This window comes from Catenulispora acidiphila DSM 44928 (assembly GCF_000024025.1).
GTDB lineage: Bacteria > Actinomycetota > Actinomycetes > Streptomycetales > Catenulisporaceae > Catenulispora > Catenulispora acidiphila.
Genome location: NC_013131.1, coordinates 7,148,782 through 7,163,776 on the forward strand (window position 1 = coordinate 7,148,782; position 14,995 = coordinate 7,163,776).

Annotated in this window: 15 protein-coding genes; 9 read left to right on the plus strand and 6 right to left on the minus strand. The window is 68.5% G+C overall.

All coding sequences use genetic code 11. From position 1 onward, the window contains the following. Positions 1-20: 20 nt before the first annotated feature. A complete protein-coding gene (locus CACI_RS30755) occupies positions 21-755 on the minus strand; it encodes a VOC family protein (protein ID WP_015794792.1) in 735 nt (244 codons plus the stop codon). A gap of 48 nt (positions 756-803) precedes the next feature. Here CACI_RS30755 and CACI_RS30760 point away from each other — a divergent pair, with 48 nt between their 5' ends. The 3 genes from CACI_RS30760 to CACI_RS30770 all read left to right on the plus strand — a co-directional run bounded on the left by CACI_RS30760 (position 804) and on the right by CACI_RS30770 (position 4,176). Continuing rightward, the gene (locus CACI_RS30760) at positions 804-3,380 is read left to right on the plus strand and encodes a penicillin acylase family protein (RefSeq protein WP_015794793.1); all 2,577 of its coding nucleotides are present in this window, start codon (positions 804-806) and stop codon (positions 3,378-3,380) included. Positions 3,381-3,577: 197 nt separating this feature from the next. Next, the gene (locus CACI_RS30765) at positions 3,578-3,775 is read left to right on the plus strand and encodes a DUF1059 domain-containing protein (RefSeq protein ID WP_015794794.1); all 198 of its coding nucleotides are present in this window, start codon (positions 3,578-3,580) and stop codon (positions 3,773-3,775) included. Between the two features lie 35 nt (positions 3,776-3,810). Continuing rightward, positions 3,811-4,176 carry a cupin domain-containing protein gene (locus CACI_RS30770; RefSeq protein ID WP_015794795.1) on the plus strand — a complete coding sequence of 122 codons (366 nt, stop codon included), beginning with the start codon at positions 3,811-3,813 and terminating at the stop codon, positions 4,174-4,176. 82 nt (positions 4,177-4,258) lie between these two features. Here CACI_RS30770 and CACI_RS30775 read toward each other — a convergent pair whose 3' ends face one another. Together CACI_RS30775 and CACI_RS30780 are read right to left on the minus strand one after the other, a co-directional pair. Continuing rightward, positions 4,259-5,065: an SAM-dependent methyltransferase gene (locus tag CACI_RS30775; RefSeq protein WP_015794796.1), complete on the minus strand. Its 807-nt coding sequence runs from the start codon at positions 5,063-5,065 to the stop codon at positions 4,259-4,261. An 87-nt stretch (positions 5,066-5,152) separates the two neighbouring features. Next, positions 5,153-6,064: a helix-turn-helix domain-containing protein gene (locus CACI_RS30780; RefSeq protein WP_015794797.1), complete on the minus strand. Its 912-nt coding sequence runs from the start codon at positions 6,062-6,064 to the stop codon at positions 5,153-5,155. Positions 6,065-6,270: 206 nt separating this feature from the next. On the opposite strand from CACI_RS30780, the gene CACI_RS30785 reads away from it, so the two are divergent. From CACI_RS30785 to CACI_RS30805, 5 genes are all read left to right on the plus strand, one after another. After that, positions 6,271-7,509 carry an MFS transporter gene (locus CACI_RS30785; protein WP_223297290.1) on the plus strand — a complete coding sequence of 413 codons (1,239 nt, stop codon included), beginning with the start codon at positions 6,271-6,273 and terminating at the stop codon, positions 7,507-7,509. A gap of 297 nt (positions 7,510-7,806) precedes the next feature. Further along, positions 7,807-9,030 (plus strand): MFS transporter, encoded by a 1,224-nt coding sequence (locus tag CACI_RS30790; protein WP_015794799.1) that lies wholly within the window; start codon positions 7,807-7,809, stop codon positions 9,028-9,030. 75 nt (positions 9,031-9,105) lie between these two features. Beyond that, complete coding sequence (locus CACI_RS30795; RefSeq protein WP_041542741.1) at positions 9,106-9,540, plus strand: cupin domain-containing protein; 435 nt, start codon at positions 9,106-9,108, stop codon at positions 9,538-9,540. An 80-nt stretch (positions 9,541-9,620) separates the two neighbouring features. Then, positions 9,621-10,085, plus strand: a complete 465-nt coding sequence (locus CACI_RS30800) for a PPOX class F420-dependent oxidoreductase (RefSeq protein WP_015794801.1) — start codon at positions 9,621-9,623, stop codon at positions 10,083-10,085. A 134-nt stretch (positions 10,086-10,219) separates the two neighbouring features. Beyond that, entirely contained in the window at positions 10,220-11,338 is a 1,119-nt protein-coding gene (locus CACI_RS30805; protein ID WP_015794802.1) for a TIGR03364 family FAD-dependent oxidoreductase, read from the plus strand. A 9-nt stretch (positions 11,339-11,347) separates the two neighbouring features. Here the strand turns inward: CACI_RS30805 and CACI_RS30810 are convergent, their stop codons facing one another. Continuing rightward, positions 11,348-12,499 carry a nuclear transport factor 2 family protein gene (locus CACI_RS30810; protein WP_015794803.1) on the minus strand — a complete coding sequence of 384 codons (1,152 nt, stop codon included), beginning with the start codon at positions 12,497-12,499 and terminating at the stop codon, positions 11,348-11,350. Between the two features lie 97 nt (positions 12,500-12,596). Then, positions 12,597-13,445 (minus strand): LysR family transcriptional regulator, encoded by an 849-nt coding sequence (locus CACI_RS30815; protein WP_015794804.1) that lies wholly within the window; start codon positions 13,443-13,445, stop codon positions 12,597-12,599. 70 nt (positions 13,446-13,515) lie between these two features. Between CACI_RS30815 and CACI_RS30820 the strand changes: the two genes are divergently transcribed. After that, positions 13,516-13,845 (plus strand): hypothetical protein, encoded by a 330-nt coding sequence (locus CACI_RS30820; protein ID WP_015794805.1) that lies wholly within the window; start codon positions 13,516-13,518, stop codon positions 13,843-13,845. Here the strand turns inward: CACI_RS30820 and CACI_RS30825 are convergent. Then, the gene (locus CACI_RS30825) at positions 13,832-14,992 is read right to left on the minus strand and encodes a phosphotransferase family protein (RefSeq protein WP_015794806.1); all 1,161 of its coding nucleotides are present in this window, start codon (positions 14,990-14,992) and stop codon (positions 13,832-13,834) included. The genes CACI_RS30820 and CACI_RS30825 overlap by 14 nt on opposite strands. Positions 14,993-14,995 lie beyond the last annotated feature (3 nt).

The following is a 14,995-nucleotide window of genomic DNA, read 5'->3' on the forward strand; positions in this document are numbered from 1 at the left end:
GCGCCCAGCCTGCCGGTGTCTCAGGCCTCTGGTTCCCGCCGGATCAAGCAGTACGTCCCGCCGCCGGGATCGCGCATCACCAGCCAGTTCGCCCCCTCGCGCACGAACTCCGCGCCGAGGGACTCGTGCCGGCGCCGGCTGGCATCGGCGTCGGTGCTGCTGACGTCCAAATGCGCCGACGTGGGCCGCTCCTCGTCGATCCGCTGGAACAACACCTCCACCGGCGACCCGTGCACCGGTTCCAGCCAGCTGAACTCCGCCCACCGGCTGCTCGGCACGACTCTCAGGCCGCTGACACCGCCCCAGAACGCGACCTCCGTGTCGAGCGCGGACGGCGCGATGTCGATGCACACCTGGTCCAGCCGGGTCCGCGTCCCGTCCGGAGCCACGTACGGACGCGCCACCTGCCGCGCGCCGTTCCAGGCGGCGACGCAGAGCCCGTATCCGCTCGGCGAGGTCACATGCGCCCACACCTCGTCGCGCTCGACCACCGTGCCGCCGAGGTCCACGGCCCGCGCCACGGCCTTCTCGAAGTCGTCGAATTCCAGGTCGATGTGCGCGCCGTTCCCGCTCAGCACGCCCTGTAGTTTCAGCGACGCGTCAGCGTCCCTGTCGGCCGGCACCAGGGTCGCGAACTCGCCGCGCTCACCGCGGCGCGCGGACAGCGTGGTGCCGGTGACCGCGGTCCAAAACCGGGCACTCTCCTCGAACACCCGTTCCGGACGGTCAATAAACGCCCAAGCCCACTTCAGCATGCCACCAGGCTATTCCCAACCCGCGACGGCGACCCGTAATCTGCCGCGATGCAGACCGACGACGATCTCCCGGAACCGGCGCCCGCACCGGATCCGTCATCAGAGCCCGAGCAAACCGCCCGGCGCCCCCGCCGCCGTCTGCGCACGCTGAAGATCGCCGCCGCGGTCCTCGCCGGTCTGCTCGTCGTCGCGGCCGGCGCCGGAACCTGGTGGCTGAACACCTCCCTGCACGCCTCCTACCCGCAGACCAAGGGCACCCTCCGCGTCGTCGGCCTGCAAGCGAGCGTCGAAGTGGACCGCGACGCGCAAGGCGTCCCGCAGCTCTACGCCTCCTCCTCCCACGACCTCTTCTTCGCTCAGGGCTATGTCCAAGCCCAGGACCGCTTCTGGCAGATGGACGTCTACCGCCACGTCACCGCCGGCCGACTGTCCGAGATGTTCGGCTCCAGCCAGGTCGACACCGACAAGTTCATCCGTACCATGGGCTGGCGCGACGTCGCAGAGCAGGAATACGCCGGGCTGAGCCCGGAGACGAAGGCCTACGCGAACGCCTACTCCGATGGCGTGAACGCGTATTTGAAGGATCACAAGGGTTCCAAAGCGTCAGTCGAGTACGCGGTCCTGGGTCTGCAGACCGACTACACCCCCTACGCCTGGACCCCGATCGACTCGCTGTCCTGGCTCAAAGCGCTCGCCTGGGACCTGCGCGACAACATGCAGTCGGAGATCGACCGCGCCCTGTCCTCGCAGACGGTGACCAAGGCCCAGGTGGACCAGCTCTTCCCGCCCTACCCGAGCACGCATCCGACGATCGTGGATCAGGGTGCTGTCGTGAACGGCGCCTTCGACCAGAACGCGACACCCACGCCGGACAATCCGTTGTCCGGAGCGGCGCTCCCCGCGGCCGCAGCGAGCGCGCTGGCGAACCTGTCGCACACCGTCTCCAACCTGCCGGCGTACCTGCAACCGACCGTCCAAGGCGTCGGCTCCAACTCCTGGGTGGTCTCCGGCAGCCTGACGACCACCGGCAAGCCGTTGCTGGCCAACGACCCGCACCTGGCTCCGCAGCTGCCCTCGATCTGGTACCAGATGGGCTTGCACTGCACGACCGTGGACGCCGCCTGCCCCTACGATGTCTCCGGCTTCACCATGCCCGGCACACCCGGCGTGGTCATCGGCCACACGCCGACCATCGCCTGGGGCTTCACCAACGGCACCGAGGACGTCAGCGACCTGGTGCTGGAGAAGGTCACCGGCAGCACCTATGAATACGACGGCCACCAGGTCCCGTTGACCGTCCGCCAGGAGACCATCAAGGTCGCCGGCGGCAAACCCGTCCCGATCACCGTCCGCACCACGAATCAGGGCCCGTTGGTCTCCGACGCCGACAAGGACATCGCCAGTGCGGGCAACGGATACGCCGTGGCGCTGCGCTGGACCGCGCTGTCCCCCGGACACACCGCCGACGCGCTGTTCGCCCTGGACCGCGCGACCGACTGGACCTCGTTCCGAGCCGCCGCAGCGAACTTCGCCGTGCCCTCGCAGAACATGATCTACGCCGACACCTCCGGCAACATCGGCTACCAGACCCCCGGCCAGATCCCGATCCGCAAGAACGGCGACGGCCGCTGGCCGGTGCCGGGCTGGACAGACCAGTACGAGTGGACCGGCTTCATCCCCTTCGACCAGCTGCCGCACGTCCTGAACCCGACCCCCGGGTTCGTCGCCACCGCCAACAACCCGATCATCGGCTCGCAGTATCCGTATGTGCTGTCGGAGGACTTCGACTACGGGTACCGCGCGAACGAGATCACCCAACGCCTGCAAGCCGCCACCGCGGACGGCAAGAAGATCGACGCCGACGGCATGCGCGCGATCCAGTCCGACACCCGCAACGAGTTCGCCGCGGTGCTGGTGCCGTATCTGCAACGCCTGCCGGCGTCGTCGAAGAAGCAGACGCGGGCAGCGGCGGCTTTGTTCACCGGCTGGGATGACACGACCTTTGCCACCTCTGCCGCCGCCGCGTACTTCTACGAGGTCTGGAAGTTCGTCTGCAAGGATGCCTTCGAGGCGAAGCTGCCCTCCTCGGTCGACGTGGACGGCGGCGACCGCTGGTTCGCGGTGGCGACCAACCTCCTGCCGGACGCCTCCAGCTTCTGGTGGAACGGCAACCGGGACGCCTTGCTGGCCAAGGCGATGGACCAGGCATCGGCCGAGCTGACCTCGCAGCAGGGCTCTGATGTGAAGAAGTGGCAGTGGGGCGCGCTGCACAAGCTGACGCCGACCAACCAGACGCTGGGCACCGGCGGACCGTGGTTCGTCAAGTGGCTGGTGAACGGCGATCCGGTCCCGGTGTCCGGCGGCTCGGCGGTCGTCGACGCGACCGGCTTCGACATCGCCAAGGACTTCTCGGTCGACGAGCTGCCCTCGATGCGCATGATGGTGGACCTGTCGCATCTGGACGCCTCGACGTGGGTGAACCTCACCGGTGCGTCAGGGCACGTCGATGATCCGCACTATCTGGACCAGCTGCGCCTGTGGCGGACGTTCCGGACGCTGCCGTGGCCGTCTTCAAGGCCCGCGGTTCTGGCCGCGACCAAGGACAAGCTGACGCTCCTGCCGTAGACCAGCTGAGAACGACGCAGGGTAACCGCGATTCCGGCTCGGCGCAGGTCGCCTGGGCCCGGAATCGCGCCGAAGGTCACCTAAATGCAGTAGCACGACCGCCGCGCGCCTTCGGACCCGGCTTGAATGAAGGGAAGGCCGTCTCGGCGTGCCGTCGGGGCGGTGAGGGCTAGGCTCCTTTGGAAGGGGGCACTCGGATGACCCGCAAAGTCGCCGACTGCCGACAGTTCCCCAGCGAGATGAACTGCACGCTGACGATCTCCGGCGAGGAGCAGGAAGTCGTGGACGCCGCGGTGATGCACGCGGTCGCCGTCCACGGCGAGACCGACACCCCGGAGTTCCGCGAGCAGCTCAAGACGTTCCTGGCCGATGAGAAGGTACCGGTCAGCCACTAGCGTCCCGCGTCTCCGGGGCGAGCCTAGGAGGGCTCATGACAGGACTCTTACACAAATCTCTCGACACGCCCGAGGAGACCCGTCCCTTCGAGCAGAACATGGGGCACCTGGACCTGGTCGCGATGGACGAGGGCGGTTTCGGCCGCGCCGTCTTCGAGCCGGGCTGGCGGTGGTCCCAGCATGTCAAGCCGATCGCCCACACCGACAGCTGCCAGGCCGCGCACCTGGGCTACTGCCTGTCCGGCCACATGCACATCGCCATGGACGACGGGGACCAGGCCGACATCGGACCCGGCGAGTTCCTCGAGATCCCGCCGGGCCACGACGCCTGGGTCGTCGGCAGCGAGCCCTGCGTCATGATCGACTGGCAGGGCTACTCCGACTACGCCAAGGAGAAGTGAGCAGCGACGTCCCGGCGTCGGGACCAGCGGCGTCGGGACGTGGCGCGTCGGGACGTGGCGCTGACGTGAAAGCGTGCCCGCGTCAGGGCTTCCGACCGATGGCGCCCAACACCGCCAGCTCCACCGGGGTCCCGATGTCGGTCGGGTCCGGCCGCCACAGCGGGCAGGGCACCAGTCCCGGGTCCACGAGGTCCAGACCCTCGAGGTAGCCGGCGATCTGCTCCGGGCTGCGCAGGTTGTAGGGAACCGCGCCGCTCTGGTTGTAGCGGCCGATGGCTTCCCGGTAGGCGTCGTTGGTGTCGGTGCCGTCGCGGATGACGAGGTAGCTGCCGGACGGGACGGCGTCCATCAGCCGGCGGACGATCGCCAGCGCGCGGTCGTAGTCCTCGATGTGCGCCAGGATGCCCATCAGCACGATCGCGACCGGTTCGCTCAGGTCCAGGGTCTTGGCCGCCTGGCTCAGGATCTCCTCGGGGTCGGCGAGGTCGGCCTCGATGTAGTCGGTCGCGCCCTCGGGCGTCCCGACCAGCAGCGCCTGCGCGTGCGCCAGGACCAGCGGATCGTTGTCGACGTACACGATGCGCGATTCCGGGGCGATGCCCTGCGCGATCTCGTGGGTGTTGTTGGCCGTGGGCAGGCCGGTCCCGACGTCCAGGAACTGGCGCACCCCGGTCTCGACCGTCAGGTGGCGCACGGTGCGGACGAGGAACTGCCGCCCGCTGCGCGCCAGATCGACGATCTCGGGGAAAACCTCACGGAAGTGGTCGCCGGCCGCACGGTCGGCAGGGTAGTTGTCCTTGCCGCCGAGCCAGTAATTGAAGATCCGGGCCGAGTGCGGAACGCTGCTGTCGATCTGCGACGCCGGCCGGTCCTGCGCATCGTTGGTCATAAACCACCATCCTGCCGTGAGATCGACTCCGAACGGAATAAGAGCCCTGATTCTGGGAACCGGCACCGCCATCGGAACCGGTAGAGATCAGTACCCTTCGATCATCCGGGTGAGGAAACCGATGGTGTCGGCGGGGGTCAGCGCCTGCACCGCCAGCTGGTCCATGACGGTCGTGTACGCGTCCAGGTCCTCGCGCTTGTCCAGATACGCCGCACCGGTGAGCTGTTCCAAGTAGACGATGTCGGGCAGCGCCGGCTCGGCGAAGCGCAGGATGGTGAACGGCCCGGCCGCCGCCGGACCCCCGCGCGCGAACGGCGCGACCTGGACCGTGATGTGCGGCAGCCGGCACAGCTCCAGCAGGTGCTCCAACTGGGCCCGCATGACGGCCGTGCCGCCGGGCTGACGACGCACGGCCGCCTCATCGATGATCGACCAGATCCGCGGCGGCTCAGGGCTGTGCACCAGCCGCGCCCGGTTCATCCGCAGCCGAACCCGCCGCTCGATCTCGTCGGGCGCGGCGAGCGGATAGCCGTCGCGGATGACGGCACGCGCGTAATCCTCGCTCTGCAACAACCCGGGGATGAACTGCGCCTCGTAGCCGCGAATGACTGAGGCAGCCTCCTCCAACCCGACGTAGACCTCGAACCAGCCAGGCATCAGATCGGCGAACCCGTGCCACCAGCCGCGCGCATTGGCCTGCGCAGCCAGCGTGAGGATCGCGTCGCGCTCGGCCTCATCGGAGACGCCGTACAGGGTCAACAAATCGGCGACATCCCGCCGCTTGAAGCTGACCTGCCCCAGCTCCATCCGGCTGATCTTGGTATGGGAACAGCGAATCTCATAGCCCGCCGCACCACGCGTGACACCGGCAGCGACGCGCAACTTGCGCAGCTGCGACCCCAGCAGCATGCGCAGCACAGTGGGGCCGCTGTCCGCGGGGCTGCTGTCCTCGGACCCTTCAAGCTGATCGACCGATTGCTCAGCCGGTACCGAGCTCATCCGTGCTCCCAGTGCTGATCTGAAGCGCTTTGGGCTGTGCCCCGTAAGCCCTCCGGCGCCGTGTCTGCCCTTAAGGGTAGACGGTACCGGCGCGATGCGTGAGAGGGCTCGTCAAGGTGCTGTGACGTTAGCACTCTGGGACCGAGAGTGCTAGCGTCGCGGATGGCGAGCGCACCGAAGGCAGGGGGGCGAACGGGGGGCGAACGGTGAACACTTCCCACGAAGCGACCATGCTCGGCACACTGCGCATCCGCGACTACCGCCTGCTCCTGACCGGCCAGTTGTTGTCCAGCATCGGAAACTGGCTCCTTCTGGTCGCAGCACCCTTTTTCGTCTTCCGCCTGACCGGATCCACGATGGCGACCGGATTGTCCATGGCGGCGGAGACCGTCCCGGCCGTGTTGCTGGGACCGGTCGCAGGAGTCTTCGTCGACCGCTGGGACCGGCGCTGGACGATGATCGCGACCGACGTGCTGCGCGCTGGAGCGGTACTTCTGCTGCTGCTCGTCCACAGTCGGGATCAGGTATGGATCGTGTACGCCGCGCTCGCGCTGGAGTCCGCGTTCGGACAGTACTTCGGGCCCGCGCAGGGTGCGCTCATTCCGAATCTCGTGGGGCGCGGCCCGGCACTCAGTGCGGCGAATTCTTTGGGGCAGTTGGTCGGCGGGACGATCCGCCTTGTCGGCGGACCGCTGGGTGGCGTGCTGTTCGCGGTTGCCGGGTTCCGTGCTGTGGTGGCGGTCGACGCTGCCAGCTATGTCGCGTCGGCGTGCCTCATAGGCCTGATTCGGTTTCGGGCGGTACGGGATGCGGTTGATGTCGGACGCGCGCCTGATGCCACCATTGGCGTCGTCCGATTGCTGGCCGAAGACCTGCGCGTCGGATTCGGCCACTTGCGACACACACCGGCGGTCCCGACACTGTTCGGCGTCGCAGTGGTCTTCTTCACCGGCAACGCCGTGCTGACCGCACTGCTCGTCCCCTACCTCAGCACCGTCCTGGACAGCGGCGCGCAAAGCCTCGGCATCCTGTTCGGGGCACTCGGCATCGGCTTCGTCCTCGGCGCCCCCGCCAGCCGCCTGGTCGCAGGACGACTGTCGGACCGGACCACGATCGCGGCCAGCCTGGGTCTGCTCGCCGCAGTCTTCGCAATAACGTTCAACACGCCACACCTGGCCGGGGACATCGCGCTGTTCACCCTCATCGGCCCACCGGCGGTCTGCTTCCTGGTCACCGCCGACACCTCGATCACCCGCCGGACGCCCGACCGCCTCCAGGGACGCGTCAGTTCCGTCTATCTGGCCGCGCAAGGACTGGCCACCTTGGTCGGCATGATCGCCGGTTCACTGCTCGGCCAACGGCTCGGCGTCGTCGCCACGATGGACGGCGCCGCTGTATTGATCGCAGTGTCGGCGGGAGGGGCTCTGCTCTTGCCAGGCTCCTGACGCGCGGCGCCGCGCCTGCTCGGCGATCAGCCGGTCAGCGTGGTCGGTGGTCGACACCCAGATCATGCGTACGTTCTCGTGCGTGTCGGGAGACTGCAGCCAGGCAGCGGGATCGGCCAGTACCGCGGCGCGGCGAACCGCGGAACTTGTTTGCGGGCAGCTGCTCGAAGGTCATGCGGTTCAGAACAAGCGTGTTCCCGACCTCGGCCCAGTTGATCCATCACACCTCGCATGGTTGCGAAAAGCAACCACCTTTTCTAGGGTGGTTGCATTCGACTACCACTTTGGGGGTGCGGGATGGGCTTCGCCCTGCTCTTGGCGACGGCCGGCGGCTTGTCGGTTGCGAACGTCTACTACGCGCAGCCGCTGCTTGAGCAGATCGGCGGGGCGTTGCACGTGAGTGCTGGGAGTCTGGGTTTGACCACCGGGGTGACGCAGCTGGGCTATCTGGTGGGTTTGATTCTGCTTGTCCCGCTGGGTGATCTCGTGGATCAGCGGCGGCTCATCAGTTGGCTGACTTTGGTGGCGGGTGTCGGGCTGGCTGGTGCCGGGTTCGCTGATGGGCCGGTTGAGTTCTTTGCGGCTTGTGCGGTGGTGGGGTTGGCTTCGGCGGTGGTGCAGGTCATCGTCGCCTATGGTGCGGTGCTGAGTCCGGTGGAGCAGCGTGGGCGGGTCATCGGGGTGGTGACCAGTGGTGTTGTCCTCGGGATTCTGTTGGCGCGCACGGTTTCCGGGCTGGTTGCCGCGGCGTTGGGGTGGCGCGCTGCGTTTCTGCTGCCTGCGGTGCTGATGGTCGTGATGGCGGTGACCGTGAATCGGCTGCTGCCTCGTCGCCGCCGTGCGGTGGCGGCGTCTGTCTCCTACCTGCGGCTCATCTCCTCGGTGTTCACGCTTACCGCGCGGGACCGCGTCTTCCGGACTCGCAGCCTGCTCGCGTTGTTCCTGTTCGGCTGCTTCGGGGCGCTGTGGGGATCGGTGGCGTTGCCGTTGTCCGCGGCGCCGTGGCAGCTGTCGACGTCGCAGATCGGCTTGTTCGGCATCGCCGGGGCGGCGGGCGCGCTCAGTGCGAGTGGCGCCGGGCGGCTCGCCGATCGGGGGCGCGCGCCGGTGGTCACCGGTGTCACGCTGGTGCTTCTGCTGCTGTCGTGGGCGGCGATCGGGGCGGCGCCGTTCTCGCTGACGCTGCTGACGCTCGGGATCGTCGTGCTGGACTTCGCCGGGCAGGCGCTGCATGTCACCAACCAGCATCTGATCGTCGCCGGCGATCCGGCCGCGACCAGCCGGGTCATCGGCGGCTACATGGTGTACTACTCGATCGGCACCGGCGGTGGAGCGATCGTCGCCACGAGCCTTTACAGCGCCTACGGATGGGGCGCTGTGTGTAGCTTCGGTGCGGCGTTGGCGGTGCTGGCACTGGTGGTGTGGAGTCTGGACCTCCTGCCTGAGGCGACCCGCGGTGTCCGAGCCCGAGGGTCACACACTGGCGCCTGCGCCACGGGTAATGTCGGGCGAAACGGGTGATACCAGAACTCAGATTGGGAGCCGACCATGCCACTGGACACTCCTAGCATCGCGCCCCGGGTCATGCTTCGGGTCATGTCTACAGCCCGCCGCCGCGTCGCCCTCGCCGGCGCGGTCGCCGCCACCGCCGCGCTCGCGCCGGGTGTCGCGAGCGCCACCGCGCCGTCGGGGGTGTCGGTGACCGAGACCAGCCGGACCAGCCTGCTCGGCGTGGACCACGTCCTGCGCCAGGTGACGATCCAGCCCGGCGGCAGCACGGGGTGGCAGTGGCACGCCGGGACGCTGTCGGTGTACGTCGAGAAGGGCTCGGTCACGCACAACGAGTCGGACTGCTTCTCGACCCAGGTCTACAGCGACAACTCCTCGTTCCTCGAGCCGGACGGCGCCGACAACGTGCAGATCGACCGGAACCTGGGGACGACGCCGCTGGTGTTGGACATCCTGTACGTCTCTCCGGCCGGCAGCCCGCTGGACCAGGACGCCCCGAATCCCGGGTGCGCCTTCCAGTAGCCGCCGATGGGTAAAGTCTGAAAGCGGTCGGCCGCCGACGAGCAGACCTCCGGACTACCACCCCAAGGCGGACCCCTGACATGCCCCGCACCATCGCCACCAACACCTCCGTCGACCTCGACGCGCTCCTGGAGTTCGTCCGTCCCCGCCACCGCGCCCTGCTGATCACCCGCCGCGCCGACGGCAGCCCGCAGGCCTCCCCCCTGACCTGCGGCGTCGACGACGACGGCCGCCTGGTCATGTCGACCTACCCCGAGCGCGCGAAGACCACCAACGCCCGCCGCGACACCGCCGTCAGCGTCGTGATCCTTTCCGACGAGTGGAACGGACCCTGGGTCCAGATCGACGGCGAGGCCGAGGTCCTGGACATCCCGGACTCGGTCGAACCGCTGGTGGAGTACTTCCGCACCATCTCCGGCGAGCACCCCGACTGGGACGAGTACCGCGAGGCGATGGTGAAGCAGGGCAAGTCGCTGATCCGCGTCACGCCGCGGCGCTGGGGTCCGGTGGCGACCGGCGGATTCCCGGCGCGGCTGGCGGATTGAGCCGCGCCGGAGTCGATCGCGGTTTGGACAGCCCTCGTTAACGTGGCGTTCGAATGGTGTTCCGCCTTGTCGGCGGCGAGCCCTCTAGCTTGCCGAGCAGGATGATCAGCGGCGCGCCGAAGGACGGAACCTCCATGACGAATCCGGATGCGGAATCAGCGGACGTACTTGTCGTCGGCGCCGGCATCGTGGGACTGGCGTGCGCTTACGAGGCAGCCGAGCGCGGGCTCTCGGTCGTCGTCGTCGAGCGCGACGCCCGCGCCACCGGCGCCTCGGTCCGCAACTTCGGGCACGCCTGCGCGACCGCCCAGTCCGGCAAGGCTCTCGGCTACGGCCGCGTGGCGCGCGAGGTCTGGCTCCGGCTGGCCGACGCCGCCGGGTTCTGGGCCGAGCGCACCGGAACCCTGATGGTCGCCCGCAGCTCGGAGGAACTCGCCGTCCTGGAGGAGTTCTCCGACCTGCGCGGCGAGGAGGCGCAGATGGTGACGGCGGCCGAAGTGGCCGAGCACGCCGGCTTCGGCGCGGGCGTGGTCGGCGGAGCGTGGCTGCCGCAGGACCTGCGCGTGGACCCCCGCGAGGCCGTCGCGAAGATAGCCGCGTACCTACAGGCGCGCGGCGTCCGCTTCCACTGGAACACGACGGCACACGGCATCGAGCCCGGCGAGGTCACGACAAGCCGCGAAACCCTGCACGCCGACCAGATCGTCGTGGCGACCGGACACGACGTCGACCGCCACTTCCCGCAGCTGGCCGCAGCGCACGGCGTCCAGCGCTGCGCACTGCGCATGCTCCGCGTCGAGAACCCCGGTGGCGGCGCTATCGAACCGGCCGTCCAGACCGGCTTTTCGATGCTCCGCTATGGCGGCTTCGCCGAATGCCCCTCACTGCCGACCCTGCGCGACCGCCTCACCCGCGAGACCCCCGACCTGGTCGCCATCGGCCTGAACCTGATGTTCACGCAACGCCCCGACGGCACGCTGACCATAGGCGACACGCACAGCTACGCCACGACGCCCGCCCCCTTCGAGGACGAAGAACTCGACGCCGCAGTCCTTCGCGAGACGGCGAAGCTGCTCGGCGCGGAGCGCCTGACGGTGCGCGAGCGCTGGCGCGGCATCTACGCCTCGGCGCCGGAGCCGTTCCTCGATGCGACACCGGTGAAGGGCGTGCGCGTCGCAGCGGTGACGGCAGGAGTCGGGATGACGACGGGGTTCGGTTTCGCTCGCGAGGTCATGACGGATGTGCTGGCCTAGCACTAGGCCTTAGGCGTGCCGGTAATACGCCTTGTTCGCGATCCGCCACCCACCCTCGCCGTCCACCAACAAGAAGATGTCGGTGAAGGTGTCCGCACCGTGGTGCAGCGTCATGCTGGCGGACGCGACGTTCCCGTGGACCCGAACGCTGTCGATGCGCCGCGTCCGGCTCGCCTCGTCAGCCGCGGGCTGCCCGCGAAAGAGCGCGCAGTACTCCTCCAACGGCCAGGAAACGAAAGCCCCGCCCCGGATTCCCTCGACATGCGCGCTGGCGAGAAACGCCTCGCGGAAGTGCGCGGGGTCGCCGGTCGCGTGTCCTCGAATGTAGGCGCGCAACGGCTCGAGCACGGCATCGTCCACAGCCGGTGTCGTCATCGCGACCGCGATGTCAGCCTCGGGGACACCAGCCGCATCAGCCGCGTCAGCCAGTTCGGCAGCGCTCGACACCGGCTTCGACGAGGCGTCAGCCAGCAGCGCCATGTCCTTCGCCAGCGCCCCGATCGTGAACTCCGCCTCGGCGACAGAAGACGCGGTCGGTGGTTGGGTCAGGAAGTCCCGCTTGCGCGCGACAAGCCCGCCAAGCTGACCGAGTTCGAGCACGTCCAAAGCCTCGTCCCGGGACAACCCGAGCGCCTCAGCCTGCTGCAACGCGTCGCGCACCGCGAGGGCAGCACCGGCAAGACTCGAGTTCGCCACCAACTTCAGCGCCGCAGCCTTGGCCGCGTCCTCGATCCGCAGCACGGTCCCGAGCGCTTCGAGGATCGGCTGGACCCTGTCGAAGGACTCTGCGTCACCGGCGGCGAGCAGCTTCAAAGCCCCAGCCGCCACGGCACGCACCGACCCCAGCACCGGTACGTGCACGTAGCGCGGCCCGAACCGCCGCGCGAACTCAGCCGCCTCGCCAGGCGCGATCGTGCTGGTGTTGAGCACGATCGCGTCCGCCTTCAGCGAGTCGCGAACATGGTCGAGCACCTCGCGGCACGCCGTCCCGTCGAACAGGCACAGCAGGACGACGTCAGCCTTCTCCACCGCCTCGTTCGCGTCCGTACCGCCGGAACGCGTCCAGCCGACGACGCTCTGTCCCTGATCGCCGAGTCGGTTCGCGATCGCGGATCCGAGGTGTCCCAAGCCGAGAACGGCGATCGTCTGCGGTGTCTTCATATGCCGAGCCTGCAACATCACCCGCTCTGCGACAAGCGCAGACTTCGCAGAGCATCCATGCGTAACACGCATGTCAGCGGCTCAGCGGCGTGCTACTTCACCGCTCCGCCATCCTCAGCACCGCCTCGACGAACGAAGCGACCAACGGCCGCCGGTCGTGCTCGTTCCACGCCAGGACGAGATGGCTCGGCGGCGCATCGGCGACCGGAACGAGGACCACGCCGGCCGGGAGCGCCGGGACGAGCGAGCGCGGCAGCACCTCGACCACCCGGCTCACGGTGATCATGTGCAGCATCTGGACCACGTCGGCGATGGCGGCGCTCCCTTCGGTATCAGAATCCTTACCGGCTCCCTTCCAGACCGGTCGCTTCTCCCCCTCGAGCTCCGTTAACCGCACCGAGGCACGCCCTGCCAATCGATGCTCAGCCGGAAGAACGGCGACGCGGTCCTCGGTGTACAAAATCTCGTGTGCCAGGCCGTCGAGCGGATCGAAGGGCGCATAGAGCAGCCCGACGTCTGCCCGACCGTCGAGCAGGAATTCGGCGCGGTCGATCGGACCGCTGAACAGGATGTCCACGTACCGCGCGTCGGGCTGTTCGGCATACGCCGCAAGCATTCCGGACAGCAGCCCGCCGTCGCCGCCGGGCTTGAGCACGAGCCGCAGGTGTGTCTGTGCACCGCCCGCGCTCTGCGCGTGCCGCACCGCAGCACTGATCGCGTTGAGCGCGTGCCGACCGTGCTCCTGCAACGCCTTTCCCGCGCCGGTCAGCTCGACGTGCCGACTGGAACGCACGAACAATGCCACGCCGAGCCGGTTCTCGATCCGCCGGATCGCCTTCGACAGCGCCGGCTGAGCGATCGAGAGCCGCACCGCGGCCCGCCCGAAGTGCAGCTCGTCCGCGACCGCGAGGAAGTACTCCAGCTCGCGCGTCTCCAGGTCATTCATGCCTCCAGGTTATCGCTGAAGAACAAGACGGTCTTGGACGCCGAGCTACCTACGTGCCGAGAATTGACGCATGATCAACCACACCATGATGGTCTCCTTCGTCGAACCCCTACCGGATGCCGAGCTGGATCGATACCTCGCGGACATCGAACGCGTGCTGCTCGAGACCGGCGTCGTCCAGTCCTTCGCCTCCGCGCGCCACATCACGGTCCCCGGCGAGGAGGAGATTCCGGCGCTGATCGCGACCGTGATCGTGCAGATCGGTGTCGCCGACCGCGACGCGCTGGCGAAAGCGTTCGCCGCGCCGGGGATCGAGGAGGTCATCGGGCACTGGCAGGCGCGCCATCCGTACAAGGTCGGTTGGGCGAACCACGAGCCTCTGCTTGCTACACAGCCCTGACGCGCGGCGTGTAGGGCGGAAAGGCGACCGGGTCGCTGACGTCCACGTCCGCATCGGGCCACCGACGCCGCAGCGCCTCACCCGCACTCCGCAGCCATCCCGACAGCGCGGGCAGAGCGCGGTACGCATCGGCAGTCCGGGCAGCCGACTCCACCGTCTCGACGAGTTGGAGTCGGCTGTGGTCGCCGGGTACACGCGCGTCGATATCGGCGAGGCGCTGGAGTCGCAGCAGTGCCCAAGCGGTGCAGGCAGCAGCCAGACCGAACCCATAACGCTGGTCGTCCTGCGCTTGCGGTACACCTTCGGCCAGCGCACGCCGATAGTGCTCGGCAAGACCACCGCTGCCGGTCGGGTCGCCGACGCTGATCCAGCGCGGTCCAGGGACGTACAGACAGACGGCGTCCAGCAGCACGTGGACGTAGCCGCCGGCTTCGAAGTCGATCAGGCGCGCATCGGCGGGCCCTGATTCATGGACCAAACAGTTGTTGGACTCCGCATCGCCGTTGCTCAGCGCCAGAAACGGTCCCGGCGAGCACAGCTCGTCGAATGCGGCGGTCAGTTCGGAGGCAGCCGCTCCGGCGATCGGCACTCCGAGCGCGGTGGCGTCCTGGTGCCCTTGGGTCCAGAGCGTGGTGAACCTGCTTCGTTGATCCGCCGCCGATCTCGGCACGCCGAGCGCGTCGCAGCGTGCACGGTACCTCTCGCCATGACCAGCCGTCGCCGCACCCAACTCCCCCAGCGCCCGCGCGAAGGCTGCCAGCCGCTCGCGGTGCGCCCCGGCGCCGTCGCGGCAGATGAGCTGGTCGAGAGCGGCGCGCGGCGCGAGATCGTCCAGGACGAGGAATCCGCCGGGCAGGTCGGCAGCGATCACGCGCGGGGCGATCGCGAGTGCCAGATCGTCGCGCAGGAAACGCAATGCGGCGAGTTCGGTAGCCAGCCGCCACCTCTCCGCGCGGGCGAGGGCAGTACCAGCGCGCAACCACTTCACGATCACGGTCCTGCTGCCCTCGACCCCCGAGACCAGTACTCGGGCAACGGCCCACGGCTCGATGGGGTCCCAGCGCTCGACGGCGACCGGCGCGCCGCAGACCTCCGTCAAAGCAGCTTCGACCGCGCCTAGGTGCAAGGGCGTCGCAGAATCGGGCATCCG

Bases quoted from the DNA above. Each gene is read 5' to 3' on its own strand.
- CACI_RS30755 (WP_015794792.1), bottom strand. From the start codon at position 755: ATGCTGAAGTGGGCTTGGGCGTTTATTGACCGTCCGGAACGGGTGTTC.
- CACI_RS30760 (WP_015794793.1), top strand. From the start codon at position 804: ATGCAGACCGACGACGATCTCCCGGAACCGGCGCCCGCACCGGATCCG.
- CACI_RS30765 (WP_015794794.1), top strand. From the start codon at position 3,578: ATGACCCGCAAAGTCGCCGACTGCCGACAGTTCCCCAGCGAGATGAAC.
- CACI_RS30770 (WP_015794795.1), top strand. From the start codon at position 3,811: ATGACAGGACTCTTACACAAATCTCTCGACACGCCCGAGGAGACCCGT.
- CACI_RS30775 (WP_015794796.1), bottom strand. From the start codon at position 5,065: ATGACCAACGATGCGCAGGACCGGCCGGCGTCGCAGATCGACAGCAGC.
- CACI_RS30780 (WP_015794797.1), bottom strand. From the start codon at position 6,064: ATGAGCTCGGTACCGGCTGAGCAATCGGTCGATCAGCTTGAAGGGTCC.
- CACI_RS30790 (WP_015794799.1), top strand. From the start codon at position 7,807: ATGGGCTTCGCCCTGCTCTTGGCGACGGCCGGCGGCTTGTCGGTTGCG.
- CACI_RS30795 (WP_041542741.1), top strand. From the start codon at position 9,106: ATGTCTACAGCCCGCCGCCGCGTCGCCCTCGCCGGCGCGGTCGCCGCC.
- CACI_RS30800 (WP_015794801.1), top strand. From the start codon at position 9,621: ATGCCCCGCACCATCGCCACCAACACCTCCGTCGACCTCGACGCGCTC.
- CACI_RS30805 (WP_015794802.1), top strand. From the start codon at position 10,220: ATGACGAATCCGGATGCGGAATCAGCGGACGTACTTGTCGTCGGCGCC.
- CACI_RS30810 (WP_015794803.1), bottom strand. From the start codon at position 12,499: ATGAAGACACCGCAGACGATCGCCGTTCTCGGCTTGGGACACCTCGGA.
- CACI_RS30815 (WP_015794804.1), bottom strand. From the start codon at position 13,445: ATGAATGACCTGGAGACGCGCGAGCTGGAGTACTTCCTCGCGGTCGCG.
- CACI_RS30820 (WP_015794805.1), top strand. From the start codon at position 13,516: ATGATCAACCACACCATGATGGTCTCCTTCGTCGAACCCCTACCGGAT.
- CACI_RS30825 (WP_015794806.1), bottom strand. From the start codon at position 14,992: ATGCCCGATTCTGCGACGCCCTTGCACCTAGGCGCGGTCGAAGCTGCT.